A 20,806-nucleotide genomic window follows, 5' to 3' on the forward strand; every position below is an offset into this window, starting at 1 on the left:
CCTCCCGGCGCCCGTCACCTGCCGCGCTGGCGCACCGCCTGCTCCACCGCCGCCAGCAACGTGGCGCCGCGATAGGGCTTGCGCAGCAGCTCGACGCCGTCGGGCAGCGCGCCATCGTCCTCGACATGGCCGGTGACCATCAGCACCGCGACGTGCGGCCACGCGGCGCGTAGCTGCTCGATCAGCTCGGCGCCCGAGCGACCGGGCATGATGAAGTCGGTCACGACCACGTCGACCGGCTCCCGCGTCGCCAGCAGCGCCAGTGCCTCGTCCACGTCCGCCGCCTCAGTCACCGCGTGACCGGCCTCGGCGAGCACCTCGGCGGTAGCACGCCGCACACGAAGATCATCGTCGACCAACAGGATCGTCAGCGCGCTGGTGCCCGCCGCCGCCGCGGCGAGCGGCGCCGCGACCGCCGGTCGCGCGCTGCACGGCAGCACGATCCGCGCGCTCGTCCCCCGGCCCGGCTCGCTCTCCAGCACGAAGGCCCCGCCCGACTGCGAGGCGAAGCCATCGACCATCGACAGCCCCAGACCGGTTCCCTTGCCGATCGGCTTGGTGGTGAAGAAGGGGTCGATCGCGCGCGCGATCGTCGCCGCGTCCATGCCGCTGCCGGTGTCGGAGACGGTGATCGCGACATAGTGGCCGGCGGCGAGACCCGCCGTATGCCGCGGCTCGGCGCGCGCGACCGAGAGCCGCAGCGCGCCGCTGTCGGGCATGGCGTCGCGCGCGTTGATGACGAGGTTGAGGATGGCGAGCTCGAGCTGCCCGCGATCGGCCTCGGCCGGGCAGAGCTCGGGCGCGACCGCGACCGTCATCGTGATGGCGGGCGTCAGCGACTTCTCGACGAGGTCCATCAGCCCGTCGACCAGCGCCGCGAGCTCGACCGGCTCGGGCGAGAGCTGCTGCTGCCGCGAGAAAGCGAGCAGCCGGCTGACCAGCAGCCGCGCGCGCTCGGCGCCGGCCATCGCGACGTCGACGTGGCGCGTCGACGCGGCGTCGGCGGCGTGGCGCCGCAGCTGCTCTAGGCTGATCATGATCGGCGTCAGCAGGTTGTTGAAGTCGTGCGCGACGCCGCCGGTGAGCCGGCCGAGCGTCTCCATCCGCTGACGCTGCAGCTCGGAGGCGTCGCGGCGACGCAGCTGGCGCAGCTCGCCCACGAGCAGCCGCCCGAGCAGTGCCAGCAGCAGGACGCAGAGCGCCGCCGCAGCGAGCAGCAGCAGCACGGCTTGCCGCACCGGGGCGAAGAAAGCCTGCGCCGGCGCGGTGATGCGGATCGACCAGCGCGCCCCGCTCACCGGCATCCACAGCTCGACCGGGCGCGGGTCGGTGTGGACGAGCGGGGCGGCGTCGCGCGGCACCATCAGCGCGGGGCCGGCGGGGGTGATGATCGAGGCGGTCCAGCCCGGCGCGAGCGGCTCGACGCGGAGCAGCCGCTCGAGCCGCGCGGCGGGCACCAGTGCGGCGATGACATAACGCACCTGCCCTGCCCGGCCCACCGGCACGGCGACGGGGAAGACCCGCGCACCGTCGCTCGCGACCGAGAAGGTACCGATCTGCGGTTCGGCGCGGTCGCGCAGTCGGCGCAGCGCCGCCGCGTCGAGACCGGCGAGCGGCGCCGCCGCCGTACCGACCGGCGCCGTACCGAACACCACGCGCCCCTCGACGTCCGCCAGCACGATCGCGTGCCAGTCCTGCTGGTTCGCGAGGATGCGGCGCGCCAGCGTCGCGAAGCGCGCCACGTCCGGCGCGGCGCCGTCGAGCGCGGGCGACTGCGCCACCATCTCGACCGCGGCGACGTTGCTGCGCAGCGTCTGCGAGACCAGAGCAGCGGCGAGATTGGCGTCGGTGCGGCCCCGCGCGGCGACCGCCTCGCGCTCGCTGCGCAGCGTCAGCGCGCCGAACGTGCCGCCCAGCGCCACGATCGGGATCACGCCCGCGAGCACGAGCAGAGCGAGCGAGCGCCTCATGCGTCGATCTCCCTCACCGCCCTCGGTCCCCTTCGTCTCGCACGCGCCCGTCGGACCGCGGCTCCTGGCGCAGGCTACTGACTTAGCGGGAGAAGAACCAGCGGTGATGGCGACTGCCAGGTTATTGCCAGTGGCGTTGCCTCCGCGCGTGGCACGGCTATCCTCATACGGTGAGCCCGCTTCCTTCCCACCCCCCACGAACGTCGCCACTTCGGATCACGGCTGCCGCCGCGCTGCTCGTGCTCGGCGCGCGGGCCGATGCCGCCGAGCCAGACGCCGCGCGCTGGCGTCGCCACGCCGCCGCGGCGACGATCACGCGCGACGACTGGGGCATCCCGCACGTCCACGGCCGCAGTGACGCGGACGCGGTGTTCGCGCTGAGCTACGCCCAGGCCGAGGACGATCTCGCGCGCGTCGAAGCCAATTATCTCACCGCGCTCGGTCGCACCGCCGAGGCCGAGGGCGAGGCCGCGCTCTGGGCCGACCTGCGCCAGCGGCTGTTCGTCGATGAGGCCGAGCTGCGCGCGACCTATTCCGCCTGCCCGCCGTGGCTACGCGCGCTGACCCAGGCCTGGGCGGACGGACTCAACTTCTATCTCGCCTCCCATCCCGCGGTGCGGCCGCGCGTGCTCACCCGCTACGAGCCGTGGATGGCGCTGAGCTTCACCGAGGGCAGCATCGGCGGCGACGTCGAGCGCGTCCCGCTGAGCGCGCTGCGCAGCTTCTATGATCGCCCGACCCCGCCCACGCCGGAGGAGCGCGGTGTGGTACCGCGCGAGCCGTCGGGCTCGAACGGCATCGCCATCGCGCCGCGGCTCACCCGCGACGGGCATGCGCTGTTGCTGATCAACCCGCACACCAGCTTCTACTTCCGCTCCGAGGCGCAGCTGAGCAGCGACACCGGGCTGAACGTCTATGGCGCGAGCACCTGGGGCCAGTTCTTCGTCTACCAGGGCTTCAACGCGCACGCCGGCTGGATGCACACCTCGTCGACCGTCGACAACGTGGACGCGTTCGCCGAGTGGGTCGAGCGCCGCGGCGCCGGCTGGACCTATCGCTACGGCACGGCGCGGCGCGCGGTCACGGCGCGCCCGGTCACGCTGCGCTACCGCCGCGCGGACGGGACGATGGCGGAGCGGCGCTTCACCACCTGGCGGACGCATCACGGCCCGATCACCGCGGCGCGCGACGGGCGCTGGATCGCGACCGCGCTGATGTGGCGGCCGCGCCCCGCGCTCGAGCAGAGCTGGCTGCGCACCCGCGCCACCGATCTCGCCGCCTACCTCGCGGTCGCCGAGCGCAAGGCCAATTCCTCCAACGACACGATCTTCGCCGACGACAAGGGCGAGATCGCCTTCCTCATGCCGCAGTTCATGCCGCGTCGCGACGATCGCTTCGACTACACCCGCCCGGTCGACGGCAGCGATCCGCGCACCGACTGGCGCGGCCTGCACCCGCTCGCCACGCTGCCGAGCGTGCTCCGCCCGCGCACCGGCTGGGTCCACAATACCAACGACTGGCCGTGGAGCGCGGCGGGCGCCGACAGCCCGCGCGCCGCCGACTACCCGCGCTACATGGACCAGACCGGCGGCAACGCGCGCGGCGAGCACGCCGACCTGCTGCTCCAGGGCAAGAGCGGCTGGACCGCCGAGACGCTGCGCGCCGCCGCCTATGATTCATACCTGCCCGCCTTCGCCCGGCTGCTACCGCCTCTGGCGGCGGCATGGCATGCGCTGCCGGCGACCGATCCGCGACGCGGGGCGCTGGCAGCGCCCATCGCCGAGCTGGAGCGCTGGGACCATCGGTGGGCGGCGGGGTCGGTCGCGACCAGCCTCGCGGTGTTCTGGGGTGATCAGCTGTGGCGCGAGGTCGGCGACGCCGCGCAGGCCGAGCGCGTCAACGTGCCCGACTATATCGCGACGCGCGTCACCGCCGCGTCCAAGCTCGTCGCGCTGGAGGCGGCGGTGGCGCGGCTCACGCGCGACTTCGGCACGTGGCGCACCCCCTGGGAGCGGATCAACCGCTTCCAGCGGCTCGACGACTCGATCGCGCCGCACTTCGACGACGCGCGTCCTTCCATGCCGGTGCCCTTCACCTCGGCGCAATGGGGCAGCCTCGCCTCCTTCGGCGCCAAGAGCTGGCCGGGAACGCGGCGCTACTACGGCACGAGCGGCAACAGCTTCGTCGCGGTGGTCGAGTTCGGCCCGCGCGTGCGCGCGGCGGCGGTGATGGCGGGCGGACAGAGCGGCGACCCGGCGTCGCGCCACTTCGCCGATCAGGTGGGGCGCTATGCGAGCGGAGCGCTGCGGCCGGTGTACTTCTACCCCGACGAGTTGGCAGCCCATGTCGAGCGGCGCTACCGGCCGGGAGAGTGAGGAGGCCGCGCCTTGCCTCACCTACTATCATCCTGACCTTGTTTCAGGATCCACGGTGCCGCACACTCAGGCGCGTGAGGCGCTCGCGGTCCGGTGGATCCTGAAACAGGTTCAGGATGACGCCGAACGGGCGAAGCTTAGGGCCGAGCAACAAGCTCGCTTCACCCCTTCACCTCCAGCCGTGGCACCAGCAGGTGCACCAGCAGCAGCGCCAGCAGATAGGCGCTGCCCGCCCAGACGAACACCGGCAGGTAGCTCCCCACGCGCTCCAGCACCTCGCCGACGTAGCGCGCCATGATCATGCCGCCCACCGCGCCCGCCGCCCCGCCGATCCCCATCACCGAGGCGACCGAGCGCGACGGGAAGGTGTCCGACACCATCGTGTAGAGGTTGCTCGACCAGCCCTGGTGCGCCGCCGCCGCCACGCCGATGATCGCCACCGCCGCCCACAGGCTGGAGACGGTGGTGGCGAAGAAGATCGGCAGCACCAGGATCGCGCTCGCCAGCAGCGCCAGCTTGCGCCCGGCGTTGACGCTATAGCCGCGCTTGATCAGCCAGGACGACAGCCACCCGCCGCCGATGCTGCCGACGTCGGCGAGCAGATAGACCGCGATCAGCGGCGGACCGAAGGTCTTGAGGTCCAGCCCGTGACGCTTGGCGAAGAAGTCGGGCAGCCAGAACAGGAACAGGTACCACACCGGGTCGGTCAGGAACTTGGCGACGACGAACGCCCAGGTGCCGCGGTGGCGGAACAGCGACGCCCAGGTCGGCCGCGGCGCCGCCGCGTTGCGCTCGTCGGCGTGCTGGTCCGAGGTGATATAGGCCAGCTCCTCGGGCGACACGCGCGGGTGCTGTGCGGGCGCGCGATAGAAGGCCAGCCACGCCGCCAGCCAGGCGAACCCCAGCAGCCCGGTGATGATGAAGGCGGCCTGCCAGCCATAGGTGAGCGCGATCACCGGCACGACGATCGGTGTCGCGATCGCGCCGACATTGGCGCCGGCGTTGAGGATGCCCGCGGCGAGCGCGCGCTCCTTCTTCGGGAACCACTCGGCGACCGACTTGATCGCGGCGGGGAAATTGGCGGACTCGCCCAGCCCGAGCGCGAAGCGCGCCAGCGCGAAGCCGCTCGGGCTGCGCACCAGCGCGTGGAACAGCGCGGCGAGGCTCCAGATGACGATGGCGGCGGCATAGCCGATCTTCGAGCCGACCCGGTCGATGATCACGCCCGATGCGAGCAGCCCGATCGCATAGGCCGCCTGGAACCAGGAGACGATCATGCCATAGTCTACCTCGGTCCAGCCGAGTTCGGTCTGCAGCGTCGGCTTGAGGATGCCGATGATCTGGCGGTCGATATAGTTGATCGTCGTGGCGAAGAAGAGCAAAGCGCAGATCGTCCAGCGCACACGCCCGCGCGGCCTGACCGCCGGCGGACTCACTTCAGCTGCTGAACTCACTCGACCCTCCCCGAGGCGACACCCGCCACCCGCTTGATTCAACCCGCGCGCAGCCGCGCGTCGAGCGCCGCGCGGTCTTCCGCGTCGGCCTGCCAATGATCGGCGAACAGCCCGCGCTCGCCGAAGAGCGCCGCGACGATCCCGCTCTCGCCGACCTCGCGCCACAGCGCCGCGAGCCGCTCCGCCAGGGGATCGTTGACCGGTGCGCCGTCGCCGCGGACGTGGCGCAGCCACGCCGCCAGCGCAGTCAGCGTCGCGGGGCAGCGTCGCCCTTCAGCGGCATTGGCGCGCAGGGTCGCGAGCCAGCGCTGCGGGATCTTCTGCGAGCCATCCATCGCGATCTGGATCAGCGCGTGCGGTAGCGCGGGGTTGGCGAAGCGCGCGAACAGCGCGTCGGCGTAGGCGCCCAGGTCCTGCTCCGGCGCCGGGGTGAGGCTGGCGGCGGCCTCGTCGCGCATGAGCGGTTCGACCGTGGCGCGGATCACCGGGTCGGCGACCGCCTGGTGAACGAACTGGTGCCCGCGCTCCAACCCGAGATAGGCGAGCGCCGAATGGGCGCCGTTGAGCATCCGGAGCTTGGCGAACTCGTACGGGGCGACGTCAGCGACCAGTTGCGCCCCCGCCAGCTCCCAGCGCGGGCGGCGCGTCGCGAACCGGTCTTCGATCACCCATTGCATGAACGGCTCGGTGGTCACCGCGGCGGCGTCGTACAGGCCGATCGCGGCGGCGGTCCGCTCCAGGTCGACGTCGCGCGCGGCCGGGACGATGCGGTCGACCATCGTCGACGGGCAGGCGCATTCCGCCTCGAACCAGCCGCGCAGGCCCGGATCGGTGCGATCGAGCCAGGCGCCGAGCGAGGCCGCGAGCGCGGCGCCGTTGTGCGTGAGATTGTCGCAGCTCACCAGCGTCAGGCCGCCGGCGCCGGCGGCGCGGCGATCCGCGAGCGCGCGCGCGAGATGGTGGTAGATCGTGCCGCCCGCCGCCTCGACCGAGGCGACGTCGAGCGCGCCGTCAGGGCCGCGGTGATAGCCTTTCTCGGTGACCGTCAGCGTGACGATCGAGGTGGTCGGCGCCGCGAGCACCGCACGCAGCCGCTCGCCGTCGCGCGGCGCCACCAGCATCTCGCGCAGCGCGCCGACCAGCGCGATCCGCTCGCCCGCGGCGGAGCGCTGCGTCACCGTGTAGAGCCCGTCCTGCGGCAGCAGCGCCTCGGCCACCGCGAGCGAGCGCAGCGACACGCCGGTGATCGCGAAGTCGCGGTCGCCCGCCGACATCGCCGCGTCGGTGTAGACCGCCTGGTGCGCGCGGTGGAAGGCGCCGAGCCCGAGATGGACGATCCCGGTCCGCTGCGCTGCGCGATCGTAGTCGGGCCGCTCGACGCTCGCGGGAAGCCGATCGACGGTGGCAGGCGACAGCCGCTGCGCGCCGCTCACAGCCTGTACGCCTTGCGCACGAGCCCGACGGTGAGATCGCGAGCGAGCTCGGCCGCCTCCCAGTCCTCCAGCCGATGCTCGGCGACGAGCCGCGCGAGATAATGGCAGTCGATCCGCCGCGCGACGTCGTGCCGCGCCGGGATGGAAAGGAAGGCGCGCGTGTCGTCGTTGAACCCGACGGTGTTGTAGAAGCCGGCGGTCTCGGTGGTCATCTCGCGGTAGCGCAGCATGCCCTCGGGCGAATCGTGGAACCACCACGCCGGCCCGAGCCGCAGGCAGGGGTAATGGCCGGCGAGCGGCGCCAGCTCGCGCGCGTAGGTGGTCTCGTCGAGCGTGAAGAGGATCAGCGTGAAGCGCGGGTCGTTCCCGACGACGTCGAGCAGCGGCTGGAGCGCGCTTACGAAATCGGCGCGCATCGGGATGTCGGCGCCCTTGTCGCGGCCGTGGCTCGCGAACAGCTGGCGGTTGTGGTTGCGGAAGGAGCCGGGATGCAGCTGCATCACCATCCCGTCCTCGACGCTCATCTTCGCCATCTCGGTGAGCATCTGCGCGCGGAACAGCTCGGCGCCCGCCGCGTCCCAGCTTCCGCCCGCGATGCGGCCGAACAGCGCCTCGGCCTCGGCGGCGGAGAGGTTGGCGGTGCGCGCGCTGGGGTGACCGTGATCGGTCGCGGTAGCGCCCGCGGCGCGGAAATCGGCGCGGCGCTTGCGGTGCGCGGCGAGATAGCCGGACCAGCTCCACACATCCTCGCCGGTCAGCTCGGCGAAGCGCGCCATCGCCGGCTTGAACTGCTCGTGCTCGACGTCGATCACGCCGTCGGGACGATAGGTCGTGACGACGCGGCCGCCCCAGCCCGACTCGCGGATGCGGCGGTGCGAGTCGAGCGGATCGTCCGCGCCCTCGGTGGTGGCGAGGAACTCGATCCCGAACCGATCGAACAGCGCGCGCGCGCGGAAGGCGGGTGTGGCCAGCTGGTCGTTGATGCGGTCATAGTAGAGATCGGCGGTGGCAGCCTCCAGCGCGACGTCGAAGCCGAATACCTCGGCGAAGACATGGTCGAGCCACAGCCGCGACGGCGTGCCGCGGAACAGGTGGTAATGGTCCGCGAAGACGCGCCACGCCGCACGCGGGTCGGTCGCGGGCGTGCCGGCGCGCGACGGAATCGCCAGATCGTCGAGCGCGACGCCCTGCGAGTAGAGCATGCGGAAGACATAATGGTCGGGCGCGAGCAGCAGCTCGGTCGCGTTCTGCCAGCGTGAGTCCTCGGCGAACCAGCGCGGATCGGTGTGGCCGTGCGGGCTGACGATCGGCAGCCCGCCGATCTCGGCATAGAGCGCGCGCGCGATATCGCGCTGCGTCGGATCGCTCGGGAACAGCCGATCGGGATGGAGCCGCAGCGCGCGCGTCATGCCAGCGCCTCCGCCCGCGCGCCGGCATAGGCGTGGGCGATGCCGCGCTCGACGCCGCGCAGCTCGGCCAGCCCGCGCATCCGGCCGAGCAGCGAGTAGCCGGGATTGGTCACGCGCGAGAGGTCGTCGAGCATCTGATGTCCGTGATCGGGGCGCATCGGGATCGAGCGATCCTCGCGCTGCTGGAGGCGGTGGACCGCGGCGACGATCGCCGTCATCCCCGCGTCGCCCTCGAGATGCGCCGCCTCGTGGAACGTTCCCCCGCGCGCGTCGCCGCTCTCGCGCTGGACCGAGCGGAGGTGGAGGAAGCCGATCCGATCGCCCAGCCGGTCGACGATGCCGGGCAGGTCGTTGTCGGGGCGCGCGCCGAACGAGCCGGCGCAGAAGCACAGGCCGTTGGCGCGGCTCGGCACGCGCGCGAACAAGTCGGCGACGTCGGCCTCGGTGCTCACCACCCGCGGCAGGCCGAACAGCGCGAAGGGCGGATCGTCGGGGTGGACCACCAGGTGCAGGCCGAGCTCCTCCGCCACCGGACAGACCGCCTCGAGGAAGGCGACGTGATGGGCGTGGAGCGCGGCGGCATCCACCTCATCATAGGTGGCCAGGGCGGCGCGGAAGTCCTCGATCGAGAAGCTCTCCTCGCTGCCCGGCAGGCCGGCGATGATATTGCGCGTCAGCCGGCGCCGCGCGTCCTCGTCCATGCCGGCGAGGCGGCGCTCGGCGCGCTCGATCAGGTCGGCGGCATAGTCGCGCTCGGCGCCGTCGCGGCGGAGCACGAAGAGGTCGAAGGCGGCGGCCGCCTCATGTTCGTAGCGCAAGGCGCGCGCGCCGTCGGGCAATTCCCAGCCGAGATCGGTGCGCGTCCAGTCGAGCACGGGCATGAAATTATAGGTGACGACCCTGATGCCCGCCGCGGCGAGATGGCGCAGGCTGGTGCGATAGGCGTCGACCAGCTCGTCCCAGCGGGGCCCGCGCGTCTTGATCTCCTCGTGAACCGGCAGGCTCTCCACCACCGTCCAGCCGAGCCCCGCCGCGGCGATGGTCGCGCGTCGCTCAGCGATCGCCGGCGCGCTCCACACGGCGCCGTTGGGCACCTCGTGCAGCGCGGTGACCACCTCGGTCGCGCCGGTCTGGCGGATGTCGCGCAGCGCGACCGGGTCGGACGGGCCGAACCAGCGCATCGTCTGCGTCATCCATCGCACCCGCCCGTCCTGTCGCGCCATCCGCCCGTCCTCGCTGTCGCCCCGAACCATCATCCGCGGCTCAGAACACGAAATTCACCGCCAGCGCAAAGGTGCGGCCGAAATAGGCGGTGTAGAGCGGGTCCTTGCGCACCGTGTCGACGGTGAGCCGGTTGGTCTCGTTGGTGATATTCTGCACTTCCGCGATCAGTTTCACGTTCTCGGTCAGGTTGTACGAGGCCGAGGCGTCGACGAAGATCGAGCTGGCGTTCGAGGTGGAGTCCGCGTCCACCGAGCCGCTCGGCACGGCGGTGAGGAAGGACGAGCGGTAGTTCACCGTCGAGCGGATGCTGAAGCGGCTGTCCTCATAATAGAGCGTGCCGCTCGCGGTTTCCGGCGACAGGCCGACCAGCGGCGCGGTGCGCGAGAGCGTCGGCGAGATGATATAGTTAATGTTCGACCGCACCCGCGTGAAGTTGCCAAGCGCGCCGAAGTTCTTGAGGAAGCCCGGCAAGAAGGTGAAGGGCAGCTGCACGTTCGCCTCGAAGCCCCGCAGCGGGCCGCCCGGCGTGTTGTTGCTGCGCTGGACAGTGAACTGGTCGCCGGGGCGCAGCTGCGTGCCGTTGAGCAGCGACAGCGGCAGACCGATGTCCTGGAAGGCGACGCTGGCGCTGGTCGTCTGGATGTACGTCTCGATGTTCTTGTAGAAGTACGCCACCGAGAGCAGCGAGCCGGGGCGGAAGTACCATTCCAGCGCGGCGTCGAAGGTGTTGGCACGGATCGGTTCGAGGAACGGGTTGCTGAACGAGGCGGTCTGGATCACCAGGTTGGCCGAGCCAGAGGGGATCAGCTGCCCGTAGGACGGGCGCGACATCACCCGTGCCGCCGAGAGGCGCGCGATCAGGTCGGGAGCCACGTCCAGCGCGAGATTCATCGACGGCAGCCAGTCCTCATAGGAGCGGCTCACCTCGGAGATCACGTAGCGTGACGGATAGGCCGACCCCGCTGGCGCGGCGGTGGTGATCGGGCCGTAGGTGTCGAGGCTGGTATGGACGTAGCGCACGCCCGCGTCGCCGCGCAGCGTGACCGGCAGGATGTCCTGCGTGTCGAACTTCACCATGGCGTAGCCCGACTTGTACTTCTCGTCGACGCCACCGTAGGTGCCCTTGGCGCACTCGATGCTGCAATATACGTAGCTGTCGAGCCCGACCGCGTCGCGGAACTTGTCCGGATCGATCGAGACGAAGTCCTGCAACTGCCCGTCGAGGTTCTTGCCGATGCCGGTGGTGGTAAAGGTGATGTCGGCGAGCGAGACGCCGGCCGGCAGTGCCAGCGGGTTGTTGGTGGCGAGCTGGCGCTCGCGCGCGGTGTATTTGTTGGTGCGATACTGGCCGCCGAACTGGACGGTGAAACCCTGCGCCGGTTTCCAGTCGCCGTTGAGCTCGAAGGTCTTGCTGACGATCGTGTTGCGGCGGATGAAGTTGGAGAGCTGGCCGCGCTGGTCGCCGTTGGCGAGCGGCGGGCCGTATTGGAACAGGGTCGGGTCGGTGGTGTCGATGCCGTAGCCGATCTTGGGGATGTCGGGATTGTCGCGGAAGTCGATCGACCAGTTGCGGCTATCGTTCGAGTCGATCGCCACCTGCAGGCGGTTCACGTCCAGTCGCGACTCGTTGATGCCGGCGAGACCGAACACGCGGAAGCTGTCGGAGAAGCGATGGTCGAAGTTGAAATTGGCCTGCTTATACTCGGAGGTGAAGCGCTCGCTCTGCATTTCCGAGCGCAGGTCGACCCCGTCGAACAGGCCGTGAACCAGCGAGCCGTTGTCGTCGACCTCGATCTCGCGCACCGAGGTGAGCGGCTGGCCGTTGTTCGAGATCGCGCGCCCGAACGAGCGCGCGTCGAAATAGGTGTCGAGCCGGTCGACCTTGAAGCGCGAGTAGAGCCCGTCGAGCGAGATGTCGGTATTGTCGCTGGGCTTCCACTGGAAGGTCAGCGAACCGGCCAGACGCTGCTGATCCTGGCTGCTGCGCACCGGGCGCGGCAGGCGCGGCAGGTAGACGCCGCCGCCCGGCCGACCGTTCACGCCGGTGCGGCTCATGATGTAATCATAGGTCGCCTGGTTGCCGGTGCGCGGATTGTTGGTGCTGCAATTGTTGGCGTCCGAGCCGATCGAGGCACCGCTCGGCTGGGTATAGCCGACGCCGGGGCTGGTCACCGCGCCGCCGTTATAGGTGTAGCCGACGGGCGTGCAGAAGGGGAAGATCACGCCCGCGTTGGCGCTGCCGGTCGGCTGGGCCAGGCCGTAGACCGTGGTCGGCACGACATCGACCGCCGAATAGGCATATTCGTCGATGCGGCGCTTCGAATAGGCCACGCTGGCGAGCACGCCGAACGTGTCGCCGAACTGCTTGGAGACGAGCGCGGACAGGCGCGGATCGACGTCCTTCTTGATGTCGTTGTAGATACCGCGCGCGGTACCGGAGAAGACGAACGACTTCTTCTGGTCGAACGGCTTGGGCGCGCGCAGGTCGACAGTGGCGCCGAGCGAGCCCTCCTCGACATCGGCCGAGGTGGTCTTGCGCACCGACAGCGCCGAGAAGATCTCGGTCGGGAAGGTGACGAAGTCGAACGAGCGGCCGGTGGCAACGCCGCCGCGGATGTCGCTGCCGCTGACCTGCGACACGCCCTCCATGCCGTTGATGCGGACGCGCGTGAACTGCGCGCCGAGGCCGCGCACCGAGATGTTGCGCCCCTCGCCGCCATCGCCGCGCGACAGCGCCACGCCGGGGATGCGCTGCATCGACTCGGCGAGATTCGAATCGGGGAACTTGCCGATGTCCTCGGCGACGATGCTGTCGACCGCGGCGGTCTCGGCGCGCTTCTGGTTGAGCGCGCTGTTAAGCGAGGCGCGGAAGCCGGTGACGACGATGTCGTTGATCTGCGCCTCGCCGCCTTCCTGCACGGGCGATTGCGTACCCTGCGCGTCGGTCGCGGGCGGCGCGGCGGGGGCGCCGGCGGAGACGACGTCGCCGGTGGCGGAGGGTGGCGGCTGGTCCTGCGGCGCGGCCTGCGCGGCGGCGGCGCCCGCGATCAGCGCGGCGAGCCCGCTCGACGACACGAACAGAGCGCATTTGTGGCGACGGTGCATGCCCACATCCCCTCTCCCAATATGCGCACGCTCGTCTCAGGCTCGCTGTGCGCCGGTGGTGCCGCCGCCGTCTGTGCGGCAGGCGGTCGATGCGGGAGAGCTAACAGCTGCAAACCTGTCTGGCAACTGGCCTGACCAGATTGTAGGAAAAGGAAGTGTTCCAGCTCCTCCCCGCTTGCGGGGAGGGGGACGGCGCCCGCAGGGCGTGGTGGAGGGGGCTCTCCGCATATGAGGCGGCTCGCTTGCGGAGAGCCCCCTCCACCACCGCGCTATCGCGCGGCGGTCCCCCTCCCCGTGCCGGGGAGGAGCTTAGCCGCCTCACACCGTTCGCCGCGCCAACGCCCGACGACGTTGGTCGGTCTCCTTGCGCGCGCGCTCCACCGCCTCGGTCTCGGTGACGTCGAGCAGATAGTCGATCACGCGGCTGAGATGGTCGCGCATGGCGTTGCGCGCGTCGATCGGCGAGCGCGCCTCGAGCGCGGCCAGGATGCGGCCGTGCTCGGCGAGGCGGCTCTCGGTGCCGAGGCTCCCCGCCTTGAGCAGTACCTCGCGCGCCAGCGGCGAGCGGAAGCGCATGTCCCAAAAATCGGTCACCGCCGAGATGATCACCGCGTTGCCCGTCGCCTCCGCGATGGCGATGTGGAAGCGGCGGTCGGCATCCTCGGCGACCTCGTCGCGCGCCATGTCGCTCAGCAGACCGCGAAGCTCGGCGAGCTGCTCGGCGTCGATCTCGGTCGCCGCCACCGCCGCGACCTCGCCCTCGAGCAGGCGGCGCGCCTCGGTGATCTCGAACGCGCCGATGTCGAGTTCCTGCTCGACGTGCGGCGTCGCGGCGGCGAGCACGAACACGCCCGAGCCCTTGCGCGCCTCCACCAGCCCCTGCATCTCCAGCGCGATCATCGCCTCGCGGATCGTCGGCCGGCTCACGCCGAACCGCTCGGTCAGGTCGCGCTCGGCCGGCAGCCGCGCACCGACGGGATAGATGCCCGCGGCGATGTCGGCGACGATCGACTGCACGATCCTGCGGTATAATTTGCCGCCATGCTCGGCCACGCGCGTCAGCTCCTCAGCGTCGCGACGCGCCCGTTCCGCCGCCCTCGCACCCTATGTACCTCGTCCCGACGGGGCGACACGTCAAGCCTTCTCGCCGCCGCATGACGGCAAAATGTCTGACACTGGCCTTGCATGTGGCCCGACCACGTTCTACGCCTAATGCCGAGAGTGCCGCCTCCGGTATGCCCGGCGAGTGGACACCCAAGCCATGATCGAGGGGAGAGACGGTGGTTCGCACACTCGCGTTGCTGGCGCTGACGGCATGGTCGTCGGCCACCCTCCCCGCCGTCGCGGCGGCCCAGTCGGCGCCGGCGCGCAGCGCCGCCGTGCCGTGGCAGGACCTGATGCCCAAGCCCGGCCTCGCCGGCTGGCACCGCACCGGCGGCAATGCCACCTTTGAGGTGGTCGGCGACGAGCTGGTCGGTCGCGCGGTGGTGGGCAAGGGCAACAGCTGGCTCGTCTCGGACCGGCTCTACGGCGACTTCATCGTCGAGTTCGACGCCAAGACCGATCCCACGCTCAACTCGGGCATGATGATCCGCGGCCAGAGCCGCCCCGATTACCGCAACGGCGTCGTGTTCGGCTATCAGGCCGAGATCGACCCCTCGTCGCGCGCGTGGAGCGCGGGGCTGTACGACGAGCAGCGCCGCCAGTGGCTCTACACGCTCGGGCGCAACGAGGCGGCGCGCACGGCCTTCCGCTCGGGCAACTGGAACCACTATCGCGTCGAGGCGATCGGCAATCGGCTGCGCACCTTCATCAACGGCGTGCCCGCCGCCGACATCGTCGACGACACCGACGCGCGCGGCTTCCTCGCCTTCCAGGTCCACGCGCTGCCCGACGACGTCGCCGCCAAGGGGCCGGAGGTGCGCTTCAAGGGCCTGCGCATCATCACGCAGGACCCGAAACGCTACGCCATGCCCGAGAACCAGCTCGAGCAGCAGGGCTGGCAGTCGAACGCGCTCACCGCGGCCGAGCGCCGCGCCGGCTGGACGCTGCTGTGGGATGGTCGCACCGCGAAGGGCTGGCGCGCGGCCAAGGGAGGCGGCTTCCCGTCGCACGGCTGGACGATGGCGAACGGCGTCCTGACGGTGGAGAAGAGCGCGAGCGAGGCGGCGCGCGGCGGCGACATCGCCACCGCGGCGACGTACCAGAACTTCGAGCTGTCGGTTGACTTCCGCCTCTCCGAGGGCGCGAACAGCGGGATAAAATACCTACTGCCGCCGGGGCCGAACGGCGGCGTGTCGAGCGTCGGCTTCGAGTATCAGCTGCTCGACGACGCGCGCCACCCCGACGCCAAGATGGGGCGCGACGGCAACCGCACGCTCGCCTCGCTGTACGACCTGATCCCGGCGCGCAACCTCTCGGACCCGGACAGCCCGGGCAAGCGCGCCAACCCGCCGGGCGAGTGGAACCGCGCCACCGTACTGGTGCGCGGCAACCATGTCGAGCATTGGCTCAACGGCTTCAAGGTGGTCGCGTATGAGCGCGGCTCGGCCGAGCTGAAGGCTTTGATCGCGCAGAGCAAGTTCGCGCAGGCGGCAGGCTTCGGCGAGACCGCCGACGGCGCCATCCTGCTGCAGGACCACGGCGACAAGGTCGATTTCCGCTCGATCAAGTTGCGGAAGTTCTGATGCGGATGAGGCTTTCCCTAAGATGTTTCCCGGCGCAGGCCGGGGAACAGAGGAAGTTTAGATGATAACCCACCCCAGGGGAGGCACCACGATGTTCGACCGTCGAACGATGATCAAGGGCGGCGCCGCGACGATCGGCGCCCTGGCGTTCACCGCCAAGAGCTACGCGCAGATCAAGGGCGCCAACGACCGCATCCGCGTCGGCATCGTCGGCGTCAACGGCCGCGGCCAGGCGCATATGAGCGCCTTCTCGAAACAGCCCAACGTCCAGGTGACGCACTTCGCCGACGTCGACTCTGACGTGCTCGCCAAGCGCGCCGCCGAATTCGCCGAGCGCTCCGGCACCAAGGTCAAGACCGTCGGCGACTATCGCAAGCTGCTCGACCGCAAGACCGTCGACGTCGTCACCGTCGCCACGCCCGACCATTGGCACGCCAAGGTCGCGATCGACGGCATGGACGCCGGCCGCAACGTCTATATCGAGAAGCCGATCGGCATCGCCCCCGCGGAAGGCGAGGCGCTGATCGCCACCCAGCAGCGCACCGGGCGCGTGCTCCAGGTCGGCAACCAGCAGCGCTCCAGCATTGAGACGCGCCAGCTGCTCGACCTGATCCGCGCCGGCGAGCTGGGCGACGTCTACGAGGCGCAGACCTGGTACGCCAACAACCGCAAGTCGATCGGCAAAGGCGAGGAGATCGCGCCGCCGCCCAATCTCGACTGGAACATGTGGCAGGGGCCGCGCCCGCGCGGGCCGTATCGCTCCAACCTGGTCCACTACAATTGGCACTGGTTCTGGAAGTACGGCACCGGCGAGATCTGCAACAACGCGATGCACGAGCTCGATGTCGCGCGCTGGCTGATGGGCGTCACCTATCCCAAGACGGTGACCGCGCGCGGCGACCGCCGCTTCTTCCGCGGCGACGACTGGGAGATGTACGACACGCTTGCGCTGACACTCGGCTATGACGACGGCCGCGTGATCCGGTGGGACGGCGAGAGCTGCAATGGCATGCTGCGCTACGGCCGCGGGCGGGGTACGTTGCTGCTCGGCACCAAGGGCTCCGCGGTGGTCGATCGCAACGGCTTCGAGCTGTACGACCTCGCCGGCAAGAAGCTGCGCGAGGTGAAGGCGGCGGCCTCGTCCGAGACCACCGGCACGGTCGGCGAGGGAGCGCTCGACGTGCTCCACGCCGCCAATTTCCTCGCGGTGGTGCGCGGGCAGGAGCAGGCGCTCCACTCGCCGATCCAGGAAGGGCACATCAGCACGACATTGTGCCACCTCGGCAACATGGCCTATCGCACCGGCGGGTCGCTCACGGTCGACCCGGCGACCGGCAAGCCCAACGAGGCGGCGGCGCAGAAGCTCTGGTCGGTCGACTATGAGCCCGGTTGGGAGGTCCGCGCCTGAGGTGAGCGAGGTGGAGGCGAGCGTTGCGCGGTTCGCCGCGATGGGCACGCGGGTCGAGCTGCACCTGTTCGGCCGCGCCGCCCCTGATGCGCTCGCCACTGCGCGCGCGACGGTGCAGGCGGTGGAGGATGCGCTGACGGTGCGGCGCGAGTCGCCCGCGGTGGCGCTCAACCGGGTGCTGGCGGTGGGCGGCGAGGCGGTGATCGCGGACCCGCTGCTCTGGGAGGCGCTGCTCGCGGTGGACGCGATGTGGCACGCGACGGGCGGGCTGTTCGATCCGAGTGTGGGGGGTCATATGTCTGCGCGCGGGTTGCGCGATGCCGCTGCCAATCCCTTCAAGCCTGTTCCCCGGCGGACGCCGGGGCCCAGTTGGGAAGGCTGTAGTGACTCTTGCGAGACGTCCCCCACCTGGACCCCGGCGTCCGCCGGGGTGGCACGTGAGGGGGAGAAGACGATCTCCCGCCAGCGTTCCACCAGCGGCGACATGGCCGGCGTCGCGTCGTCGTCACCTCCGCCTTCCCTACTGGGCCCCGGCCTTCGCCGGGGCACAGGCGCGCATGGCGCCGACGATACTGCCGCCCTTCCCCGCTGGTCCGCCCTCGCGATCGATCGCGCCACGCGCCGCATTGCCGCCACCCGCCCGCTCGCGCTCGACTTCGGCGGCTTCGGCAAGGGCTACGCGCTCGACCGCGCCGCCGCCGTCCTGCGCACCGCGGGCGTCCCCTCCGCCTTCCTCTCCGCCGGCGAGAGCTCGATCGCGGTGATCGGCGAGCACCCGCTCGGCGGCGGCTGGCCGCTCGCGATCCCACACCCGGAGATCGACGGCGTCTGGCTGACCGAGCTCGCGCTCACCGACGCGTCGCTCTCGGTCTCGTCCACGGTCGGTGCCGGCGCGGCGAAGCCCGGCCGCGCCGCGATGGTGCGCCCCACCGACGGCGCGATCGTCACCCGCGCCGCGACCGCGATCGCCGTCGCGACCACCGGCGCGGAGGCCGAGGCGCTCAGCACCGCGCTCCTCGTCGCCGACGCACCCGCGCTCGCCCGGCTCCGCGCCGACGCGCCCGATCGCCGCTTCCTCTTCTCCCATGACGCGCCGACGTGCGCCGACCGACCGATGGAACTCACCGCATGACCGACGACGATTTCGCGCTCTCGCGCCGCTCCTTCCTCGATCGCGTGCTGGTCGCCTCGGCGGGCGTCGGGATGAGCGTCGCCGCGCCCTGGACCGCGCTGGCCGCCGCCGAGCCGGCGAGCGGCCCGCGCGTGCGGCTCGGCGTGATCGGCACCGGCGACCGCGGCCGCGCGCTGATCCAGAACATCAACAAGACGCGCAACTGCACCGTCGCCGCTCTATGCGACCCGTTCGCCCCGCACATGGCCAAGGCGCGCGCGCTGGTGCCCGCCAACACGCCCGTCTTCACCGATCACCGCGCGCTGCTCGACGCCAAGGGGATCGACGCGGTGGTGATCGCCACCCCGCTCGACCTCCACGCGCGCCACACGATGGACGCGCTCGACGCGGGCTATCCGGTGTTCTGCGAGAAGGCGATGGCGCGCACGATCGCCGACTGCGGCGCGATGGTCACGCGCGCGCGCCAGCGCGGCAAGCTGCTCCAGATCGGCCACCAGCGGCTGTTCAACCCGACCTATCTCAACGCGCTGAAGCGCGCCAAATCGGGCGAGATCGGGACGATCACCCAGATCCGCGCGAGCTGGCACCGCAACCGCAGCTGGCGCCGCGACGTGCCCGCCGGCGGGCAGGAGCGCGAGATCAACTGGCGCCTCTATCGCGCGCGCTCGGCCGGGCTGATGACCGAGCTGGCGACGCACCAGCTCCAGGTCGCCAATTGGTTCATGGACGGGCTGCCGACGCGCGTGATGGGCTCGGGCAGCATCTGCTTCTGGAAGGACGGGCGCGAGGTCTACGACCAGGTCGCTTTAATCTACGACTACTCGGAAGGGCGGAAGGTGATCTACACCTCGATGCTCAACAACGCGCGCTACGGCTGCGAGGAGCAGATCCAGGGCAGCAAGGGGACGATCGAGCCCGAGCTCGGCCGCATCTACCAGGAGGTCCAGCCCGCCGCGGTCCCCGCGCTCGCCAAGATGCGCAAGGACGTCCAGGCCGGGCGCAAGAACACCGTGCCGATCGGCGGCGCCACGTGGTTCCCCGAGCTGCCCGTCACCACGCCGGGCGACTCGCTCGGCTGGGGCGAGTATGACGAGACGATGCTCCAGTTCGAGGGCTTCGGCGAGGCGGTGCGCAGCGGCAAGGAAGTGCCCGGGCTGCTCGCCCAGGCCTATTACGCCAGCGTCGCCTCGCTGCTCGGCGAGCAGGCGATCGACACCGGCCGCGCGCTCGATTGGCCGACCGACCTCGTCACCGTCTGACCTTCCTTCTCCTGAGGACCTGCTGCCATGGACATGATCGATCGCCGCCTCCTGCTCGCCGGTGCCGGGCTCGTCGGCGCCGGGCTCGCCAGCGCGGCGGGGGCGCAGTCGACCTCGGCGGGCAACGGCGTCTCCGCCGAGGGCGCGCCGACCGGCCCCGATCCGAGCGCGAAGAACCGCCTCCGCTTCGCGGTGATCGGGCTCGACCACTCGCACATCTTCGCCATCACCGACGCGCTGATCCGCGGCGGCGGCACGCTGGTGGCGGTGCACGCCGGCGACCCCAAGCAACTGATCCCCTTCCGCAAGCGCTACGGCGACGTGAAGGTGGCGCGCACCGAGGAGGAGATCCTCGCCGACAAGACGATCCAGGTCGTCGCCAGCGCGTCTATTCCCAACCTGCGCGCGCCATTGGGCGTCCGCGTGATGCGCGCGGGCAAGGACTTCCTGTCGGACAAGCCCGGCATCACCAGCCTGGACCAGCTCGCCGAGGTGCGCCGCACGATCGCGCAGACCAGGCGCAAGTTCGCGATCATGTATTCCGAGCGGCTCGAGGTGCGCGCCGCGGTCAAGGCGGGCGAGCTGGTCCATGCCGGCGCGATCGGCCGCGTGGTGCAGACGATCAACATCGCGCCGCACCGCGTCAGCGCGCCGAGCCGCCCCGAGTGGTTCTGGGACGTCAAATATTATGGCGGGATCCTGACCGACATCGGCAGCCACCAGGCCGATCAGTTCGTCTTCTACACCGGCTCGACCGAGGCCTCGGTGGTGGCGTCGCAGGTCGGCAACTTCGCCACGCCGCAGCACCCCAGGTTTCAGGATTTCGGCGACATGATGCTGACCGGCAACGGCGGCGCGGGCTATGTCCGGGTCGACTGGTACACGCCCGACGGGCTGCCGACCTGGGGCGACGGGCGCGTCTTCATCCTCGGCACCGAGGGCTATATCGAGCTGCGCAAATACGTCGACATCGAGGGGCGCCCTGGCGGCAACCACCTGTTCCTCGCGGACAAGAAGGGCACGCGCTACATGGACTGCAGCAAGGTGCCGCTGCCGTTCGGGCCGCAGTTCGTCACCGACGTGGTGGAACGCACCGAGGTCGCGCAGAACCAGGCGCAGGCGCTGCTCGCCGCCGAGCTGGTGCTGACCGCGCAGGACAAGGCGCGCACGCTCTCGGGCGCGCGTCCGCCAGTGCAGGGCGGCTGAGCGGGGCGCAACTTACTCCTCCCCGGCACGGGGAGGGGGACCGCCGCGCGCTAGCGCGGTGGTGGAGGGGGCTCTCCTCGCAGCGCAGCGCTCGTGGAAAGCCCCCTCCACCAGCCTGCGGCTGGTCCCCCTCCCCGTGCCAGG

The 20,806-nt window shown here is 70.8% G+C and carries 13 protein-coding genes; 6 read left to right on the plus strand and 7 right to left on the minus strand.

Features of this window, described 5'->3' with window-relative positions:
• Positions 1 to 14 precede the first annotated feature (14 nt).
• Positions 15 to 1,970: an ATP-binding protein gene (locus FHY03_RS17665; protein ID WP_183931856.1), complete on the minus strand. Its 1,956-nt coding sequence runs from the start codon at positions 1,968 to 1,970 to the stop codon at positions 15 to 17.
• A gap of 170 nt (positions 1,971 to 2,140) precedes the next feature.
• Between FHY03_RS17665 and FHY03_RS17670 the strand changes: the two genes are divergently transcribed.
• Positions 2,141 to 4,345, plus strand: a complete 2,205-nt coding sequence (locus FHY03_RS17670) for a penicillin acylase family protein (protein WP_409314217.1) — start codon at positions 2,141 to 2,143, stop codon at positions 4,343 to 4,345.
• 161 nt (positions 4,346 to 4,506) lie between these two features.
• On the opposite strand, the gene FHY03_RS17675 is transcribed toward FHY03_RS17670, so the two are convergent.
• The 6 genes from FHY03_RS17675 to FHY03_RS17700 form a co-directional block, all read right to left on the minus strand.
• Positions 4,507 to 5,727, minus strand: coding sequence for an MFS transporter (locus FHY03_RS17675; protein ID WP_260159378.1), 1,221 nt, complete (start codon positions 5,725 to 5,727; stop codon positions 4,507 to 4,509).
• A 110-nt stretch (positions 5,728 to 5,837) separates the two neighbouring features.
• A complete protein-coding gene (locus FHY03_RS17680) occupies positions 5,838 to 7,232 on the minus strand; it encodes a mannitol dehydrogenase family protein (protein ID WP_183931857.1) in 1,395 nt (464 codons plus the stop codon).
• A complete protein-coding gene (uxaC, locus tag FHY03_RS17685; protein ID WP_183931858.1) occupies positions 7,229 to 8,641 on the minus strand; it encodes a glucuronate isomerase in 1,413 nt (470 codons plus the stop codon). Before uxaC ends, FHY03_RS17680 begins: the two co-directional genes overlap by 4 nt.
• Positions 8,638 to 9,897 (minus strand): mannonate dehydratase, encoded by a 1,260-nt coding sequence (gene uxuA, locus FHY03_RS17690; protein ID WP_260159379.1) that lies wholly within the window; start codon positions 9,895 to 9,897, stop codon positions 8,638 to 8,640. The genes uxaC and uxuA overlap by 4 nt, the downstream gene beginning before the upstream one ends.
• Positions 9,898 to 9,904: 7 nt before the next feature.
• Positions 9,905 to 12,970, minus strand: a complete 3,066-nt coding sequence (locus FHY03_RS17695; RefSeq protein WP_183931859.1) for a TonB-dependent receptor — start codon at positions 12,968 to 12,970, stop codon at positions 9,905 to 9,907.
• Between the two features lie 318 nt (positions 12,971 to 13,288).
• Positions 13,289 to 14,023 carry a FadR/GntR family transcriptional regulator gene (locus FHY03_RS17700; RefSeq protein ID WP_183924488.1) on the minus strand — a complete coding sequence of 245 codons (735 nt, stop codon included), beginning with the start codon at positions 14,021 to 14,023 and terminating at the stop codon, positions 13,289 to 13,291.
• A 227-nt stretch (positions 14,024 to 14,250) separates the two neighbouring features.
• Here FHY03_RS17700 and FHY03_RS17705 point away from each other — a divergent pair, with 227 nt between their 5' ends.
• From FHY03_RS17705 to FHY03_RS17725, 5 genes are all read left to right on the plus strand, one after another.
• Positions 14,251 to 15,657 carry a DUF1080 domain-containing protein gene (locus FHY03_RS17705; RefSeq protein WP_311722217.1) on the plus strand — a complete coding sequence of 469 codons (1,407 nt, stop codon included), beginning with the start codon at positions 14,251 to 14,253 and terminating at the stop codon, positions 15,655 to 15,657.
• A 91-nt stretch (positions 15,658 to 15,748) separates the two neighbouring features.
• On the plus strand, positions 15,749 to 17,065 hold the full coding sequence (locus tag FHY03_RS17710; protein ID WP_183924486.1) for a Gfo/Idh/MocA family protein: 1,317 nt from the start codon (positions 15,749 to 15,751) through the stop codon (positions 17,063 to 17,065).
• 10 nt (positions 17,066 to 17,075) lie between these two features.
• Positions 17,076 to 18,197: an FAD:protein FMN transferase gene (locus FHY03_RS17715; protein ID WP_183931860.1), complete on the plus strand. Its 1,122-nt coding sequence runs from the start codon at positions 17,076 to 17,078 to the stop codon at positions 18,195 to 18,197.
• Complete coding sequence (locus tag FHY03_RS17720) at positions 18,194 to 19,456, plus strand: Gfo/Idh/MocA family protein (protein WP_183924475.1); 1,263 nt, start codon at positions 18,194 to 18,196, stop codon at positions 19,454 to 19,456. The genes FHY03_RS17715 and FHY03_RS17720 overlap by 4 nt, the downstream gene beginning before the upstream one ends.
• A gap of 27 nt (positions 19,457 to 19,483) precedes the next feature.
• Positions 19,484 to 20,662 carry a Gfo/Idh/MocA family protein gene (locus FHY03_RS17725; RefSeq protein WP_183924473.1) on the plus strand — a complete coding sequence of 393 codons (1,179 nt, stop codon included), beginning with the start codon at positions 19,484 to 19,486 and terminating at the stop codon, positions 20,660 to 20,662.
• Positions 20,663 to 20,806: the final 144 nt, after the last annotated feature.

It is taken from the genome of Sphingomonas sp. BK345 (assembly GCF_014193845.1).
In the GTDB taxonomy this organism is placed as follows: Bacteria; Pseudomonadota; Alphaproteobacteria; order Sphingomonadales; family Sphingomonadaceae; genus Sphingomonas.

Excerpts from the sequence above, each read along its gene's own strand:
- FHY03_RS17710 (WP_183924486.1), top strand. The coding sequence starts at position 15,749 with ATGTTCGACCGTCGAACGATGATCAAGGGCGGCGCCGCGACGATCGGC.
- FHY03_RS17695 (WP_183931859.1), bottom strand. The coding sequence starts at position 12,970 with ATGCACCGTCGCCACAAATGCGCTCTGTTCGTGTCGTCGAGCGGGCTC.
- uxaC (WP_183931858.1), bottom strand. The coding sequence starts at position 8,641 with ATGACGCGCGCGCTGCGGCTCCATCCCGATCGGCTGTTCCCGAGCGAT.
- uxuA (WP_260159379.1), bottom strand. The coding sequence starts at position 9,897 with ATGATGGTTCGGGGCGACAGCGAGGACGGGCGGATGGCGCGACAGGAC.
- FHY03_RS17720 (WP_183924475.1), top strand. The coding sequence starts at position 18,194 with ATGACCGACGACGATTTCGCGCTCTCGCGCCGCTCCTTCCTCGATCGC.
- FHY03_RS17725 (WP_183924473.1), top strand. The coding sequence starts at position 19,484 with ATGGACATGATCGATCGCCGCCTCCTGCTCGCCGGTGCCGGGCTCGTC.
- FHY03_RS17665 (WP_183931856.1), bottom strand. The coding sequence starts at position 1,970 with ATGAGGCGCTCGCTCGCTCTGCTCGTGCTCGCGGGCGTGATCCCGATC.